The 16605-nt window shown below is 44.5% G+C and carries 14 protein-coding genes and 1 tRNA gene; all 15 read left to right on the top strand.

Annotated elements, in window-relative coordinates:
• Positions 1–57 precede the first annotated feature (57 nt).
• The 15 genes from ACJSDX_RS06065 to ACJSDX_RS05995 all read left to right on the top strand — a co-directional run bounded on the left by ACJSDX_RS06065 (position 58) and on the right by ACJSDX_RS05995 (position 16605).
• Positions 58–134: transfer RNA gene (locus tag ACJSDX_RS06065), tRNA-Val, on the top strand.
• A gap of 157 nt (positions 135–291) precedes the next feature.
• Positions 292–3039, top strand: coding sequence for a TonB-dependent receptor (locus ACJSDX_RS06060; RefSeq protein WP_407993932.1), 2748 nt, complete (start codon positions 292–294; stop codon positions 3037–3039).
• Positions 3040–3517: 478 nt separating this feature from the next.
• Positions 3518–4354 carry a PEP-CTERM sorting domain-containing protein gene (locus tag ACJSDX_RS06055; protein WP_407993931.1) on the top strand — a complete coding sequence of 279 codons (837 nt, stop codon included), beginning with the start codon at positions 3518–3520 and terminating at the stop codon, positions 4352–4354.
• Positions 4355–4470: 116 nt separating this feature from the next.
• Complete coding sequence (locus ACJSDX_RS06050) at positions 4471–5301, top strand: PEP-CTERM sorting domain-containing protein (RefSeq protein WP_407993930.1); 831 nt, start codon at positions 4471–4473, stop codon at positions 5299–5301.
• A gap of 144 nt (positions 5302–5445) precedes the next feature.
• A complete protein-coding gene (locus ACJSDX_RS06045) occupies positions 5446–6123 on the top strand; it encodes a CAAX prenyl protease-related protein (RefSeq protein ID WP_407993929.1) in 678 nt (225 codons plus the stop codon).
• A gap of 21 nt (positions 6124–6144) precedes the next feature.
• Positions 6145–7383: an XrtB/PEP-CTERM-associated polysaccharide biosynthesis outer membrane protein EpsL gene (gene epsL, locus ACJSDX_RS06040; RefSeq protein ID WP_407993928.1), complete on the top strand. Its 1239-nt coding sequence runs from the start codon at positions 6145–6147 to the stop codon at positions 7381–7383.
• A gap of 11 nt (positions 7384–7394) precedes the next feature.
• Positions 7395–8780 carry an undecaprenyl-phosphate glucose phosphotransferase gene (locus ACJSDX_RS06035; protein WP_407993927.1) on the top strand — a complete coding sequence of 462 codons (1386 nt, stop codon included), beginning with the start codon at positions 7395–7397 and terminating at the stop codon, positions 8778–8780.
• A 37-nt stretch (positions 8781–8817) separates the two neighbouring features.
• A complete protein-coding gene (locus tag ACJSDX_RS06030; RefSeq protein ID WP_407993926.1) occupies positions 8818–9759 on the top strand; it encodes an EpsD family peptidyl-prolyl cis-trans isomerase in 942 nt (313 codons plus the stop codon).
• 21 nt (positions 9760–9780) lie between these two features.
• Positions 9781–10584 carry a polysaccharide export protein EpsE gene (gene epsE, locus ACJSDX_RS06025; RefSeq protein ID WP_407993925.1) on the top strand — a complete coding sequence of 268 codons (804 nt, stop codon included), beginning with the start codon at positions 9781–9783 and terminating at the stop codon, positions 10582–10584.
• A 35-nt stretch (positions 10585–10619) separates the two neighbouring features.
• Positions 10620–12026: a chain length determinant protein EpsF gene (epsF, locus tag ACJSDX_RS06020; protein ID WP_407993924.1), complete on the top strand. Its 1407-nt coding sequence runs from the start codon at positions 10620–10622 to the stop codon at positions 12024–12026.
• Positions 12027–12030: 4 nt separating this feature from the next.
• Entirely contained in the window at positions 12031–12903 is an 873-nt protein-coding gene (gene epsG, locus ACJSDX_RS06015; protein ID WP_407993923.1) for a chain length determinant protein tyrosine kinase EpsG, read from the top strand.
• Positions 12904–13800 (top strand): exosortase B, encoded by an 897-nt coding sequence (gene xrtB, locus ACJSDX_RS06010; RefSeq protein ID WP_407993922.1) that lies wholly within the window; start codon positions 12904–12906, stop codon positions 13798–13800.
• A gap of 4 nt (positions 13801–13804) precedes the next feature.
• Entirely contained in the window at positions 13805–14482 is a 678-nt protein-coding gene (gene epsI, locus ACJSDX_RS06005) for an exosortase-associated protein EpsI, B-type (RefSeq protein ID WP_407993921.1), read from the top strand.
• A 38-nt stretch (positions 14483–14520) separates the two neighbouring features.
• Positions 14521–15609, top strand: coding sequence for a GDP-mannose 4,6-dehydratase (gene gmd, locus ACJSDX_RS06000; protein ID WP_407993920.1), 1089 nt, complete (start codon positions 14521–14523; stop codon positions 15607–15609).
• A 12-nt stretch (positions 15610–15621) separates the two neighbouring features.
• Positions 15622–16605, top strand: coding sequence for a GDP-L-fucose synthase family protein (locus ACJSDX_RS05995; protein WP_407993919.1), 984 nt, complete (start codon positions 15622–15624; stop codon positions 16603–16605).

Below are 16605 nucleotides of genomic sequence, written 5' to 3'. Positions count from 1 at the left end.
TGCGAACCCAAGGGCATTGCGCTAAAATGCGCAGCTCTCTTGTTTTCAAGAGCAAATAGACCCGTAGCTCAGCTGGTTAGAGCGCTGCCTTGACATGGCAGAGGTCGATGGTTCGAGTCCATTCGGGTCTACCAATATTCCAAAGCCACCAGTCGGTGGCTTTTTGCTTTTGCCCTTTTCTAATTAATTTGGTTGTATGTAGCCATGTGGCTACAGCCATATGGGTGTGTATACAACCATCATCCAATTATTAACTTAATCCCACTTCATTAATTTCCCAATAAAAACAGGTTGTTATTCTGCCATTGTCCTGATGGCTTAACTTTTGCTGGGTTGCTCTCCAAGCTGGCTGGAAAGCCAGTATTCATTAGAAAAAACAAGATGATGGATATGGAGAAGGAGAGCGTGTTGACACAAGTCAAGCTGGGAAGCATTCGCCAGCATAAAGTCATTTATGCATTACTGTTAATGCTGGGGACTTCTGTAGAGTTGGCGATTGCCGCAGAAGAAGAGGAAGCAAATATTGCAGCAGAGGAGGGGAATGCGGTTCCCGAGCCCGCCATCAGGGTTGAGGAGATCGTGATCCGGGCGCCGCGGGTCCGCATCGTTAGCCCATTGCCTGGCGTAGGCATTGACCGGGAACAGGCCGCAACCAATATTCAAAGCGCGACCGGAAAGGAAATCTCGGAGTCGCGGGCGATCAACATTACCGAATTCATGAACAATAACATGCAGTCGGTGAGCATCAACGACTACGCAGGCAATCCTTTCCAGCAAGACCTCAATTTCCGCGGCTTCACTGCTTCCCCCATGATCGGCACCCCGCAGGGCATTTCCGTTTATCTAGATGGCGTGCGGGTCAATGAGGCTTTCGGCGATGTCGTGAACTGGGATTTGCTGCCGATGAACGCGATTGCCTCCATGGATTTGCTGCCAGGCTCCAGCCCCTTGTTTGGCCTCAATACCTTGGGCGGTGCGTTGGCAATCCGTACCAAGACTGGCTTTACCGACAACCACGCCCGCGGCGAAGTGATTGCCGGCGCCTGGGGGAGGCAACAGGTGCAGGTTTCCAATGGCATTAATAATGGCGTTCTGGGATTGTTTACCGCCTATAACCATTTTGAGGAGGATGGCTGGCGTCAGAACTCACCCAGTAACCTGAGACAACTGTACAACAATGTGACTCTGAAGCTGCCGAAAGGTGAGCTCAACTTCAGCGCGCTCAATGTTGATACGGCATTGACCGGCAACGGCCTGTTGTCTTTCGAAATGGCGGAGACCAACCGCAAATGGGTGTTTACTTCTCCCGATGAATCTACTAATAAACTGAACCATTACAATTTGAATGGTCGTTGGGATGTAAACGATTATATTTCGATCTCGGCGCTCGCTTATCGGCGTAACATGAACCAGACGGGAACGAGCGGGGATGTGTATGAAAGCGTCAATCGCTTTGGTGGTGGATCTGCAGGATTGAACCTGACCGGGATGTTCAACTTAACGGATTTGAAGCAGCGGGGAAAGGGCTGGGCGGTGCAGGCCATGTTCGACTTGGACAGGCATCAAATTACAGCAGGCGCAAGTTATGATACAAGTGACATTCGGTTTTTGCAGTCCCAACAGCTTGCGGAAATGAGTCCTGACCGCGAGGTTTATTATGGCGACCCTGATTATTATACTGACTATGGGATTGTTGCGGCTACGAACCAGATTATCAGGAACAACCTGACAGGAAGTAGCCGCACCAAAGGGGTGTTTTTTAGCGATACCTGGTCGCCGGTGGATAATCTGCATATTACGTATGGAGCCAGGTTCAACTGGTCGAATGTAAAAAATACGTTGATTTCTGATCGAGGGAAAGACTTATATAATTTTCAATCTTCAGATTTTCATCCTTTAAGGCAGCGTTGCAGGGTGGAGGGTTCATCTAATGTTAATGAGCGAGAAGCGCGCTGGGTATGTACGGATGGGGATTATGACTATCGGAGCTTCAATCCTGCTTTGGGTGTAGTCTGGCAAGCGATTGAGAGTTTATCTTTATATGGGAATATAAGCCGCGGGGCGAGGGTTCCCACCGTGATTGAGCTTGGTTGCGCGCGTGATTACACCAAGGATAATGAGCCAGCCAGCGAAAACTACCAATATGGCTGTTCCATCCCTACCTCTCTGTCTGCTGATCCTTATCTCAAGCAGGTGAGGTCTACGGCCTATGAAATAGGCATGCGGGGCATGGGAGATAAGTTTAGCTGGAACGTAGGCCTGTTTCGAACCGAGCTCAAGGACGACATTCTGTTCATGCCTTTGGGGCGCAAGAACCGGGGGGTTTTTGATAATTTCGGCGAGACATTGCGTCAAGGCATAGAAATGGGTTTTAAAGGCGAGATGGGAAGAAGCCGGATTGGGTTAAATTACACCTATCTGCTGGCGACATTTGAATCACCCGCCAATGCAATCAACCCCAATAATAGCAGTAATACCGGCCCGCAAACATTGCAATCCTATGTGAATATCGAGCCTGGCGATAATATGACCGGTTTGCCGCGGCATATTGTGCAAGCTAATTGGAATTACCGCTTCAGTGATAGGTTTGATGCCACATTAAGCATGATTATGCATTCATTCTCCTATGTGCGCGGGAATGAGAATAACGAGCATCAAGCACGTCCTGCTTCCAATGCATGTAATCCTTGTTCACCTACTGCTTCTGATCCATACAGATTCAATCGGGATCGTTATGACTACCTTGGCAATGGCACTATTCCAGGCTATGCCATATTTAATGTGAGGGCGGCCTATAGGTTTGATGCCGGTTTTACCCTGTTCGTGAAGGCCGACAATATCTTCGACAAGAAATATGCCACGGCTGGTGATTTAGGGAGAACACCTTTTGATGCAGGTGGAAACTACCGCAGGCAAGCAGATGGTCAGACGTTATATAACAATACGACATTCATCGGGCCGGGCGCGCCGCGTGCTGTATGGATAGGGCTTGCCTATGACCTAGATTGGAAAAAAATAGGAATAGGTAAGAAGGAATAGATCCCACCCTGCCCTACGGACAATATCTCGCTCCTAAGTCGGAGCGTCTATCCTTTGTTGTATTACCACTATATTCCTTCCTTATGATCTTCGGCATAAGGCAGGATATTAATTTATGTGCCCAATTCAGAATTGGTTGTTGGTGGTTGCAAATAACCAAATTGGTTGTTTGCAGCCGTAAAAAGGTAAATATTGTTTGAGAATGTATAGATGGACAAGATGTGAGAATTAGTCCATTTGGACTAATTTTGGCATGGATTTTATTTAGATAACTCGTTCAAGTAAGTTGTATGTAAATGATTTGTAAATATTTTGTTATTTTTGGTTACTTTCCTCGTTTGATTTCCATTTTGTCCTGAAGGCTGACTGGGCCCGGATTTTGCACCCATAGCAAACGCGATAGCCAAGCGATTCGGTTGTCCTCAAGGATATGGTCTCGTTCATAGGGGCTATATGGTTAATAAACATAAGGAGATTGATGATGAAATTGATGTCTATTGCTTTGGCATCTGTGCTGGTGACAGCTACTTCGGCATATGCGGGCGATTTTGTTAACTTGCGTGATGATTTGGCAGCACTCAGCGCAACCAATGGCGGATTGGTCGTTGGCATCCAGAATCCAGCGCGTGATCCGCTGTTTCTGGATGCTACCAGTTACACCTGGGTTGATGGTTATAGCACTGGCTATAATGATCTGGTTGCAAGTTCGATTTCGTATAGTTCCAGTTCCGGTAATTATGAGTTGAAGTTGCTGGATTGGCAGGTAACAACTAACGTGCCTCTTCTTCCTGGCATAGCCCAAGCAACAGTTTATGACTTTGTCTATCAAGATAGCCGCGATGGCGCATTGGTGTTTGGCACTCGCTATATCAACCTCGTTGATAATAACCAAGAGGTAAATTTCCTTTACCGTTACGGGTTTGAAGGCCTTGAAACTTCTGCTGGCTGGATGTTCCTATCTGATTTCGATTTGCGCCTATATGAAGCTGGTCGGACCGATGACTACTCCTTCGACTTTACTGTTGGCTTTGATGGAGATGCTGTACGTCAAAAATCCGATATCAGTGTAAGTGAGGGCAATCCACGTAGCGGCCTGTTCTTAGTCAAGACTGACGCAACTGAGTACACCCTCGCTGACAAGGCGATTGGTTACTATCAGGCTGGTGAAGAAGGGCAGGCAGTAGTTGGTGGTTTTATCGGCGGCTTTGTTCCAACTGTGGCTGCAGTGCCTGAGCCATCTGAGTATGCCCTGATGTTGTTGGGTCTGGGTGTAGTCGGTTTTGTGGCTGGTCGCCGCAAAAAAAACCTGGCCTAAAACCAGTAGCTTTGCATGTTTGACATGCAAAGTTTTTATGGGGAAAGTAGTATCACTAAGAACGGAGTCATTGCCTGTTCATAAGGCGATGATTTAATTTAGAGGGGATTTTTAAAATGCAACAAGTATTCAAACAAGCTATTGCTGGTGCCGCACTGGCGTTTGTGAGTGTCAGCAGTGCCTACGCTGGCGGTTTTGTCGATGTCTTGAACACGGGTGAGCGTACGCCTGGTAGCGCAAACAATGTAGCGGTTGATCCATTTTTCTTGACTGGCGGTATTCCATCCAGCTGGGCTCAGCAAGCTTCTGTGACGACAGCTGTCTATTCTCCTGTGAATAATAGTATCCAGGTTGGCAATTTCATCGACACAGTATGGATTGATGCAACAACTAATCAACTGATTATTGGCAGCTATTTCCAACTGCTGCCTAATTATCCAACAGGCAATATCCATGGCGGCGGCGGTATCTCTGAAATCAATTCTATTGTACGTACTGGTTTTGCCGATGTAGACACTGTTTCTGCTGCTTGGTATTTCGCTTATGGCATTTATAGTGGTGCTGAAGATGGCTACCGTCTGCGTGATCCATCACGCTCTGGCTATGTAGCGTCTTACAATGCTGCCAATGCCGCTGCAGGCGATTATCTTGATCTGGACAAGGTTGCCATTCGTACCGATGTTAGCATCGGTGAAAACAACCCCAATTCCGGAATCTACTTCCTGAGCGTAGATGCATCCCAATACACCTATGTATTTGGTAGCAACGCTATCGGTATCATCCAGGGCGCTTCTACCAGCGAAGGTGGTCGTGTAGGCCAGGAAATCTGGTTGAGTGGTTTCCGTGTGGCTGCCGTTCCTGAGCCATCCGAATATGCGTTGATGCTGATCGGCCTGGGCATGATGGGTGTTGTGGCCCGTCGTCGCAAAAGCAAGGATTTGTCATAAATCTATCGCAGTAGCTCAGTAGCATTCAATAAGTCGGCTTGATGCCGACTTATTTTTTAGTCCGAATAGACTATACAAATGAGAATTTATATCATTTGTGAGCGAAGTTTTGTATCATGCCCGATTGAGCTGATTATCTAGTATATGTTTTTATCCCGGTTGAATATGCCGATTTGGAGTCGCGTAGCGCCGTTTGCGCTATATATGCTATTTATGGCAGCGGTGGACTTGGCTGCCCGGTTCGCGTCTACTGAGCTTGATCTGCGTTGGCTCTATGGCATCAAGGTCGGCCTGGTAGCCATATTGCTCTGGGTTTTACGTAAGCATTATGCCGAGCTCCGCGATATATCCTCGTTGGGAGCAAAGTCGTGGTTGAGCGCAACTGTTATTGGTGTGCTAGTATTTATCGCCTGGATCAATCTGGATGCGCCATGGATGTTGCTTGGCGACCGGTCCGAAGGATTTAATCCGGGAAGCGGACCAGATGCCTGTCTGCTAATGGCGACAAGAGTGATGGGGGCTGCACTGGTTGTACCCCTGATGGAAGAGCTGTTCTGGCGTTCATTCTTGATGCGCTGGATTCATAATCAACACTTCCTCAACGTCGACCCGCGGCAGGTAAGCGTCTTGGCCTTGCTTGTTTCATCTGCGCTATTCGCGATAGAGCATACCGAGTGGTTTGCTGGTCTGATGGCTGGCTTGGCATACGGCTTGCTTTATATCCGTAGCGGAAAAATATGGATGCCGATCATCGCCCATGCGGTGACCAACGGCATGTTAGGAGTTTGGGTCATACATACTGGTAATTGGTATTACTGGTAATCATTGGGGAAAGTATTTCTTTTGCGCTTATCTCTTTTAAATAATCTGCAATTAAAAAAAGCCGCCTTGGTCGGGGTCTTGTGTCTGGATGTTGTCTTGATGCAACCGCAGGCGCATGCTCTTGAAGAGGATGTTATTCGTCCTTACGTAAATGTGTCATATACATATGACGATAATATTCGTCGCTTTAATAATAAGGCGCGAGCTCAGCTGTTGACTGGTAGTTCGAACTTATCTGACACAGTATTGACGACTGGTGTGGGTATTATTCTGGATAAACAGATTAGCCAGCAACGAATATTTGTTGATTTTAATATTAACAAGTCTAAGTACGATCGTAATTCTGCGTTGGATAATAATGCTAAGGAGATGACTGGTCGATGGGATTGGAAAGTCGGTAGAAGATGGGATGGTAAGTTTGAGTTGTATCATAAAGAAGCAATGGTTCCATTCACAGATTTTTTTACTAATGATCCTCGCGCGTTGTCATTAAATACAAGAACTAGTGATCGGCGTTTGATTGAAGCTCGCTGGATGATGCATCCTCGTTGGAGATTGAGAGGCGCCGTTGTGAATTATGAAATTGAATATAGTGCGGATATACAAAAAGCAGCGAATCTCGAAGAGAATTCACAGGAGTTGAGCTTGGATTATCTTTCTCCGAGTAAAAGTATCGTGGGGATATTGTATAGGCAGGTCAAGGGTAATAAGCCAGAGCAGATATTTTTAGGGGCGCTAATTAGCAATGACTATGCCCAGAATGAGTGGAAATTGAATATTGATTGGGCTATCACAGGTAAAACAAAGGTGCAGTTTTTAGGTGGGGTTGTTGATCGTCAGCATGAGCAGTTGTCATCAAGAGATTTTAGAGGGGTTAACTTAAGAGGGAATTTTAGCTGGGTACCTACAGGAAAAACTGATTTACGCTGGATGGTTTGGCGTGAAAACAATGCTCAGTCTTTTGTAACAACAAGTTATACCTTGAATCAAGGATCATCAGTCACTGCTAGCTGGATTGCTACAGAAAAAGTTATGTTACAGGGGAGTCTGAGATATGAGAAGCGAGATTTTGAAGGGGATGCTATTTTTGGTCAGCTACGATCGGATAAGGATAAAAGTGCAATGGTGTCATTAATATATAAACCGATAAGTTCTTTTAGATTCAATGCATCTTTTATACATAGTAGCCGAGATTCGAGCTCAGATGTTTTTGGTTTTAAGTCTAATAGCGTTAGTTTGTCTGGACAATACGAATTCTGATGGTGTGTTAGATGACTGTTAATGATATCCCGTTAGTTGCTTTTTTTAAACAATTACTGGATCCACTGGTGATTTTGGGTACTCTCTATGGATTCACCTTGATATTTGGTGAACCATTTAATGGGTATTATTTAATTCTTGCTCTATTGGCATATTTTGTTTCTGCCAATGTCTATGAGCGCCTTGATCTCTATCGTACTTGGCGTAGTGGTAAGATATTAGGCTATCTTCGAGATATTTTATTTGGATGGGCGATTGTAGTCGCCGTGTTGGTATTTATTGGCTATGCGGCAGATCTTTCCAGTCAATATCTTGATGAGATGGTGTATGCCTGGTTCATAAGTGTTCCAGTGGTTTTTATTATTGCGCATCTTGCTATTCGTAAAATTGCTTCCGATTTGCATAAAAACGGCGAGGTTCGCTCTGTCGTGATCGTGGGGGCCAATGATATTGGTGTTAGATTGGTACATCGTATTAATGAGGATCCTTATCTCTTCATGGATGTGAAGGGGCTTTTTGATGATCGTGAGGTCTCGCGACATCCTAAGGGTATGCGTAATGTTCCGGTGTTGGGAGCCATGACTGATATTGCGCCTTATGTGCGGGCTAATAATACACAAATTATTTTTATAAGTTTACCAATGTCTGCCCAGCCGCGTATTAGGCAGTTATTTGAGGAGTTGCAAGATACGACGGCATCTATCTATTTTGTGCCTGATATATATATATTCGATTTGGTGCAGGCGCGATTTGATGATGTGGCTGGGGTTCCCGTGGTCGCAATTTGTGAGACTCCATTCACAGGTTTTAATAGTTTAATCAAACGGACTAGTGACATTATTCTTGCCTCGCTTATTCTATTGTTGCTTTCTCCTATCATGTTGGTTATTGCACTTGCAGTAAAGTTGACGTCCAAAGGCCCTGTTATCTTTAAGCAACGCCGATATGGTCTAAATGGTGAGGAGATTCTGGTATATAAGTTTCGCTCCATGAAAGTAATGGAAGATGGCGACAAAGTAATACAGGCGCAAAAACGTGATCAGCGTTTGACGCCGATTGGTGGATTTCTGCGTAAAAACTCGCTGGACGAGTTACCTCAATTTATTAATGTGCTACAAGGGCAAATGAGTATTGTCGGCCCGCGTCCGCATGCGATTTCTCATAATGAGCAATACCGGAAGTTGATACGTGGTTATATGCTGAGGCATAAGGTGAAGCCGGGAATTACTGGTTGGGCTCAGGTCAATGGTCTGCGTGGGGAAACTGAGACACTTGATAAAATGGAATCGCGTGTTGAATACGATTTGGATTATTTGCGGCATTGGTCATTGGCCTTCGATTTCTGGATCATCGTAAGGACAGTTTTGGTTGTATTTAAAAAAGATAACGCCTATTAGTTGGTGGTACTTTGCAAAATTCTGAGGAGAATCAAAGTTGAACATACAAGCTGTAGTGAAAATCAAAAGTCTGCCGAAATTTTCTGCAGTGGGAGTGGTGGTAGTTGCAGTAAGTATTGCGTTGTCTGGTTGTGGTGATAATAAGCCTCATGGCAGTAAGGCTAGTCAGTCTTTGGTTAGTGTTAACGGTAAAGAAATTACTGTGCATCAACTGAATGAGGAGCTTGCTAGGGCGAATGTTCAAGCATCCCAGAAAGATGTTGCTAGCAAACAGATACTCAATGCGTTAGTTGAGCGTCAGTTACTTGAGCAAGCTGCATTGAAAACTAAGTTAGATAGGGATCCTAATGTAATGCAAGCAATAGAGCGTGCTAAATCGCAAATTATTGCGCAGGCATATCTACAAAGTAAGGTGGCTTCGATAGGTAAGCCTGAAAAGGCAGAGGTGGACACTTTTTATCGTCAGAATCCTCAATTGTTTGCTGAGCGAAAGTTGGTGGAAATGGAGCAGTTGCTAATAGATTCTCGTTATATTAATGACGAGTTTAAATCTGTACTTGGTAGCTTTAAGTCTTTGCAGGAAGTGGCTATTTGGCTAGATGCGAAGGGAATTCAATATGATAGGGGTGAGGTAGCGCGGAGTGTTGCGGAGTTGCCTCCACAAATTTCAGAGCGGTTGAAAGATGCTAGAAAAGGCCAGTTGTTTGTAATAGGTATGGGACCTAGAACTATGCTTGTATTAATGAATAGTGTAAAGGATAGTCCTGTATCTTTAGTCGATGCTACCCAGCAAATTGAGCAGTTGTTGTTGAATAAGAAGCGTAAAGAAGCAGGCGAAGCAGAATTGCAGCGGCTGAAATCTGAAGCAAAGATCGAGTATCTTGACAGCTCTATCGAGCAGCCAAAAGCAAAAAGTAAAGAGGTAGTGAAAAAGAATATAGATGATGATATTTCGCGTGGTGTCAGTGGGTTGAAGTAAGGGTTTGTACATTAGATATGGATGAAAATTATGATTAATTTGATAAAAAATTTTCTAACGGTCCTTCTTGTGTTTGCCACTATTCATGTGGACGCTGCTGAGTCGGATATTGTTCTAGGTCCAGGAGATGTCCTTAGAATTTCTGTGTTTGAACAACCTGATCTTTCATTGGAGGTTCGTGTTAGTGAGTCTGGCACGATTACTTATCCTTTGATAGGTGAGGTGAAAGTCGGCGGGCAAACACCAGCGGCGGCTGAAAGAAAAATTGCTGGTATGCTTGAAACAGGCGGTTATCTTAGAAGTCCTCATGTAAATATTATTGTTGCTCAGTTGCAAAGTCAGCAAGCATCGGTGCTGGGGCAGGTAAATCGTCCAGGTAGATATCCCCTAGATAGTGCTAAATCATTGGCTGATGTTCTTGCACTTGCTGGAGGGGTTGCTCCAGAAGGAGGTGACCTGATTACGATTGTACGTAAAGTGGAAGGGGGCACTAATCGGGAGGTTGTGGATCTCGCGAGTATGATGCGTGATGGTAATTTGGCAAAAAATATTACCGTTGCTGGTGGAGATATTATTTACGTTGAGCGTGCGCCACGTTTTTATATTTATGGTGAAGTGCAGCGTCCTAGCCAATATCGTCTAGAGCATAATACTACTGTTATACAAGCATTAGCTATGGGCGGCGGTTTAAGTCTTCGAGGCACTGAAAAAGGCATGAAAATTAAGCGTCGGGATAGTGTTGGAACTATTCAGGTCTTAGATGCCAAGCATGACGATTTGTTGCAGCCAGATGATGTAGTTTATGTAAAAGAAAGCTTGTTCTGATTCGGATTGTTATTTGATCATCTAAAGGTAGCTAAATGAGTTTCTCCCAATTTTTGTTTGTATTGCGTATCAGGTACAAGTTGATTGCAATTACTCTGTTCGTCATTCTTGCAGCAACCATTGCTATTAGTTTGTTGATTTCAAAAACCTACGAGGCTACTGCAACAGTACTGGTCAATTACAAGGGTGCGGATCCTGTTACTGGTATGGCTGTGCCCAGTCAGTTGATGCCAGGTTTTATGTCAACTCAGGTTGATATCATTTCTAGTAAGAGCGTAGCAAAAAAAGTGATTGAGAGTCTGGGGCTTGCTGAAAATGAAAATGTTCGTCAGAGCTTTGTTGAGGCAACTGAGGGAGAGGGCGATATCAAAGATTGGCTGGCGGAATTGCTGCTGAGGAATCTTAATGCTATCCCTGCTAAGCAAAGTAGTTTGATTGATATTAATTTTAAGGGTGTTAGCCCTCAGTTTGCTGCGGTAGTTGCTAACGCATTTGCTGAGGCGTATTTGCAAACTACAGTTCAGTTAAAGGTAGAACCATCTAGAAAAGCTGCTCAGTATTTGGATGATCAGATTAAGATGTTTAGAAGGGAATTGGAGTCGGCGCAAGAGAAATTATCGGCATATCAGCAAGAAAAAGGTATTGTCAGTATTGATAATAGATTAGATGTTGAAACTGCTAGGTTGAACGAATTGTCATCACAGTTGGTTATTGCTCAGGCGCAAACTATGGAAGCTCAATCTAGAGAGCGCGGTGCGTCAGGTACCGGCCTTCAAGATTCACCTGATATTGCATCTAACCCAATCATTCAAAGTCTTAAAAGCGAAATTGCACGTGCTGAAGGGAAGTTTGCAGACATTTCTCAGAAGTATGAAAAAAATCACCCTGTATATCAGGGAAGTAAAGCTGAGATTGATAATCTCAAAGCTGAATTGGTTCGGCAAACCAAATCTGTATCTAGTAACGTAGCAAGTAACTCGCGTATTCTCAAGCAGCGAGAGAGAGATATTAGGGCTGCGCTCACAACTCAAAAGACCAGAATACTTGAGATTAATCGTGAGCGGGATCAGTTGGCAATGTTGTCACGGGCCGTCGATAATGCTCAGCAGGTATATAACACAGCTTTGGAAAGGTATACAGCAAATAGTCTTGAAGCTCAATCAAATATGTCGGATGTTGTGCTGTTGAATCCGGCAACTCCTCCATTAAAACCGTCGAGTCCAAAGTTGCTATTGAATATACTGATTGCCATTTTTGTTGGTGGTTTTCTTGGTATAGCTTTTGCTCTTGTTGCAGAGCAAATTAATCGGCGAGTAAGATCGCTTGATGACTTAACGTACTCAGCTCGTGCACCAGTGCTGGGTGAGCTTAAAAGAATGCACACTGGGCCTAAATTCCTGAGCCTTCTTCCTAAGGCTAATTTGATTACAAAAAATAGGTAGCAAAATGACAGAATCTAATAATTCAGCCATTTCGATTGATGCATACTCTGATTTTAGTATAGGGAGTTTGTTGCTTAGAATGGGTAAGATTTCGGCTGCGGATGCCGAAAAGATTATGGCTTTACACAAAGAGAGAGGCATTCGTTTTGGTGAGGCGGCTAAAAGCTTAGGCTTGATCACTGAGGCAGATATTCAGCAAGTACTATCGCGTCAGTTTGACTACCCATATCTTCATTCGGGTGAGACAAGCCTTTCTCCGGAACTTGTAGCTGCTTTTCAGCCATTTAGTGCACAAGTAGAAGTTTTGCGCAATATACGTAGTCAATTGTCGCTTCAGTGGTTTTCTCAACAGAGAAAAACACTGGCTTTTTCAGCCTGCTCTTCAAATGAAGGTGTAAGTTATCTACTTTCTAATCTTGCTGTGGTATTTTCTCAACTTGGGCAGAACACTTTATTGATTGATGCAAATCTGCGTAATTCTCGTCAGCACGATATTTTCAAGCTAGGGCAAAGGCTAGGTTTGTCTGATATTTTGGCTGGGCGTGCAGATGTGAAATCAGCTGCAGTAAATATTCCTGCTTTTCCAAATCTAACAATTTTGCCTGCAGGAACTATTCCTCCCAACCCTCAAGAATTGGTTGCAAGGCCTACATTCAAGAAGTTGGTGGAAAATGTTTCGGAACTGTTTGATGTGGTATTAATTGATGCGCCAGCTTATGCTAAGGGGGCTGACGTATTTTCAGTAGCTGCTTCTGCAGGTGGTTTGGTCTTGGTCGTCAGAAAAAATCTGACATTAGTATCTGAAGTGACAACATTTACTGATCGGTTAAATGCCAATGGTATTCAAGTGGTTGGTACAGTCATGGTTGATTTCTAGATGAAAGTCACTGAAGTCCTTCAAAGCTCAAGGCAAGGGTTAATATTGTTTTTGCCGTTATTAATTGGTTTTCTTGCTATGTATGTACCTACGTATTGGGAAACAGCCAATACTATATGGGTGATGGAAGATCAAGCTCATGCGCCTATTATTGTGTTGGTGATTTTCTATCTGATATGGGTGCGTAAAGATTTTTTTTTACAGCCAGTTCCGACAATTAGCCAATTTACGAAAACCCTTGGTACGTTGTCATTCCTTATCGGGTTGCTATTCTATGTAGTGGGACGGTCACAAAATATTTTAGTATTTGATCTTGGATCACAGATCCCGATCCTGTTAGGGCTCATATTACTAATGCGGGGCTGGCCAGGTTTGAAGGCTTTTTGGTTTCCTCTATTTTTTATTCTATTCATGATCCCGATTCCGGGGGCGATTGTGGATAGTATAACTATGCCCATGAAGATTGCTGTGTCATATGTTGCTGAAGCCGTTCTTTATGGAGTTGGTTTTCCGATAGCCCGTAGTGGTGTGATCTTGCAGATTGGCCCCTATCAATTACTGGTTGCAGATGCCTGCGCAGGATTGCATACCTTAATTTCACTAGAAGCTCTAGGCCTGTTGTATCTAAATATAGTCCGTACAGATTCCATTTTCAGAAACATTACTTTGGCTATCTTGATAGTGCCGATTTCATTTACGGCTAATGTCATTCGTGTAATGACTCTTACACTGATCACTTTCTATTTTGGTGATGCTGCAGGTCAAGGGTTCATGCATGGTTTTGCTGGTATGTTGCTATTTGTTGTGGCTTTGTCACTAATTATTTGGATGGATACTTGCCTACAGTTTATAGAGCGGAAGTATTTGAGAAAAACGTCAACGTATAGTCCTGCCTGACAATATGAATAAGAAACTCTTAGTAAATGTTATTTTGGCATCTTTGATGGTGCTGAGTGCCTATATCGCTGTTGCATATAAACCTACTCAAAAAGTTGCAGATTTGAGCGGTAAAGTTGATCTGGATCTGATTATTCCGGACTCTTTTTCTAATTGGACTAGGATAAAGGATTCAGGGGCATCAATTATTAATCCTCAACAAGAGCAGGTTCTAAATCAGATATACACCCAAACCTTATCTCGTACATACGTTAATGCTCAAGGTGATTTTATTATGATATCAATTGCTTATGGGGATGAGCAAAGTGATACAAATCAAGTGCATATACCTGATGTTTGTTATCCAGCTCAAGGCTTTCAGTTAGTTTCTTCTAAGAGAGATATTGTAAGAACTGGGCAAGGGGAGATTCGTGTTAAGCGATTATTCACAAAACTAGGTAGTCGATCTGAGCCTTTAACATACTGGACAACAGTTGGCGATAAAGTTGTGTCGGGCGGATTTGAAACCAAAATGACGCAATTGAAATATGGATTGAATGGATTAATAGCTGATGGTTTGATTTTTAGAGTGTCTTCCATAAATTCTAATGCTGAAGAGTCTTATGCATTGCAAAATCGATTTATTGATGATTTGTTAACTTCGTTACCTGCAACAGATCGACATAAGCTTGCTGGTATTTAACTTTTCTTTCTATTTAATCTAGTTTAGTAGGATAAAAAATGACAAAAAAAGTAGCATTAATTACAGGTGTAACAGGTCAAGATGGGGCCTACCTAGCAGAACTATTATTGAGCAAGGGTTATGAAGTTCATGGCATCAAGCGCCGTGCATCATTGTTCAACACTGACCGTATTGATCACTTATATCAGGATCCGCATGTTGATAACAAAAACTTCATCCTGCACTATGGTGACCTGACTGACTCCACTAACTTGATTCGTATCATCCAACAAGTCCAGCCAGACGAAATCTACAACCTGGCTGCGATGAGCCACGTCGCTGTAAGCTTTGATACTCCCGAATACACTGCCAATGCCGACGGTATTGGCACCCTGCGCATCCTTGAAGCCATCCGTATTCTCGGCCTGGAAAAAAAGACCCGTTTCTACCAAGCCTCCACTTCCGAACTCTACGGTCTGGTACAAGAAGTTCCACAGAAAGAAACTACGCCATTCTATCCACGTAGTCCTTACGCTGTGGCTAAGCTCTACGGCTACTGGATCACCGTCAACTACCGTGAAGCCTATGGCATTTATGCCTGTAACGGTGTGCTATTCAACCACGAAAGTCCATTGCGCGGTGAAACCTTCGTTACCCGCAAAATCACCCGTGCATTAGCCCGTATCAAGCTCGGCCTGCAAGACAGTCTCTACCTCGGTAATCTAGATGCTCTACGCGATTGGGGTCACGCCAAAGACTACGTCGAAATGCAATGGCTCATGTTACAACAGGATCATCCAGAAGACTTTGTTATTGCCACTGGCGTGCAATACAGTGTGCGTGACTTCGTTAATGCTGCTGCCAAGGAACTCGACATCACCATCACCTGGAAGGGTCAAGGCGTGGATGAAAAGGGCTATGATGCCAACGGCAAAGTCATCGTCCAGGTTGATCCGCGCTACTTCCGTCCGACCGAAGTTGAAACCTTATTGGGTGATCCCACCAAAGCCAAACAAAAGCTGGGCTGGACCCCCAAGACCACCTTCCAGGAACTCGTCTCTGAAATGGTGCGTGAAGACCTCAAGAGTGCCCAGCGTGACGAACTCGTCAAGAAGCACGGCTTTGCCGCTTACGACTACAATGAGTAATAGAGCGTAGTCATGGAAAAAACTGCAAAAATCTATGTCGCAGGCCATCGGGGACTCGTTGGCTCTGCCATCGTCAGAAATCTCGAAGCCAAGGGATACACCAACATCCTCAAGCGCACCCATGCTGAACTCGACCTCACTAACGACAAAGCCACGGACGCATTCTTCGCTGAACACAAGCCCAAATATGTCTTTCTGGCTGCGGCCAAGGTAGGTGGCATTGTTGCCAACAACACCTACCCAGCAGCATTTATCCGGGATAACCTTGCTATCCAAAATAGCGTCATTCACAGCGCCTGGAAGCACGGAGTCACTAGGCTCTTGTTCTTGGGCTCCAGCTGCATCTACCCCAAGCTGGCGCCACAGCCGATGCAAGAGCAACACCTCCTCACAGGCCCATTGGAACCCACTAATCGTCCTTATGCATTGGCCAAAATCGCTGGAATTGAAATGTGCTGGAGCTACAACCGCCAATACGGCACACAATACCTAGCAGCCATGCCCACCAACCTCTACGGTCCCGGTGACAACTACCATCCCGAAAACAGCCACGTCATCCCGGCCCTGCTGCGCAAATTCCACGAAGCTAAGCAGAATAATCAACCCAATGTGACGGTATGGGGCACAGGTACACCAAAGCGAGAGTTCCTCTACAGTGACGACATGGCTGACGCCTGTGTCTACCTCATGAACCTACCGCAAGACCAATACCAGGCTTTGTTGGGTAGCGATGAAAGCAAGACAGGCAGATTCGAACCACCTCTCATTAACGTAGGGGTAGGGGAGGATGTCACCATCAAAGAACTGGCAGAGCTCGTCAAACAAACAGTGGGTTACCAAGGCAACATCGAATTCGACACTACCAAGCCGGATGGCACGCCTAGAAAGCTCATGGATGTGACTAGACTGACGAAGGCGGGGTGGAAAGCTAGCACTCAATTGAGTGATGGTTTGAGACAGGCCTATCGAGATTTTATGGAGTTTCAAGTCAAGTAA

It is taken from the genome of Methylobacillus draconifructus (assembly GCF_045984355.1).
In the GTDB taxonomy this organism is placed as follows: Bacteria; Pseudomonadota; Gammaproteobacteria; order Burkholderiales; family Methylophilaceae; genus Methylobacillus; species Methylobacillus flagellatus_A.
This window is presented reverse-complemented; position numbering and strand designations above follow the sequence as displayed.

Bases quoted from the DNA above. Each gene is read 5' to 3' on its own strand.
- ACJSDX_RS05995 (WP_407993919.1), top strand. From the start codon at position 15,622: ATGGAAAAAACTGCAAAAATCTATGTCGCAGGCCATCGGGGACTCGTT.
- ACJSDX_RS06045 (WP_407993929.1), top strand. From the start codon at position 5,446: ATGTTTTTATCCCGGTTGAATATGCCGATTTGGAGTCGCGTAGCGCCG.
- epsE (WP_407993925.1), top strand. From the start codon at position 9,781: ATGAAAATTATGATTAATTTGATAAAAAATTTTCTAACGGTCCTTCTT.
- gmd (WP_407993920.1), top strand. From the start codon at position 14,521: ATGACAAAAAAAGTAGCATTAATTACAGGTGTAACAGGTCAAGATGGG.
- ACJSDX_RS06035 (WP_407993927.1), top strand. From the start codon at position 7,395: ATGACTGTTAATGATATCCCGTTAGTTGCTTTTTTTAAACAATTACTG.
- epsI (WP_407993921.1), top strand. From the start codon at position 13,805: ATGAATAAGAAACTCTTAGTAAATGTTATTTTGGCATCTTTGATGGTG.
- ACJSDX_RS06055 (WP_407993931.1), top strand. From the start codon at position 3,518: ATGATGAAATTGATGTCTATTGCTTTGGCATCTGTGCTGGTGACAGCT.
- epsF (WP_407993924.1), top strand. From the start codon at position 10,620: ATGAGTTTCTCCCAATTTTTGTTTGTATTGCGTATCAGGTACAAGTTG.
- ACJSDX_RS06050 (WP_407993930.1), top strand. From the start codon at position 4,471: ATGCAACAAGTATTCAAACAAGCTATTGCTGGTGCCGCACTGGCGTTT.
- xrtB (WP_407993922.1), top strand. From the start codon at position 12,904: ATGAAAGTCACTGAAGTCCTTCAAAGCTCAAGGCAAGGGTTAATATTG.
- epsG (WP_407993923.1), top strand. From the start codon at position 12,031: ATGACAGAATCTAATAATTCAGCCATTTCGATTGATGCATACTCTGAT.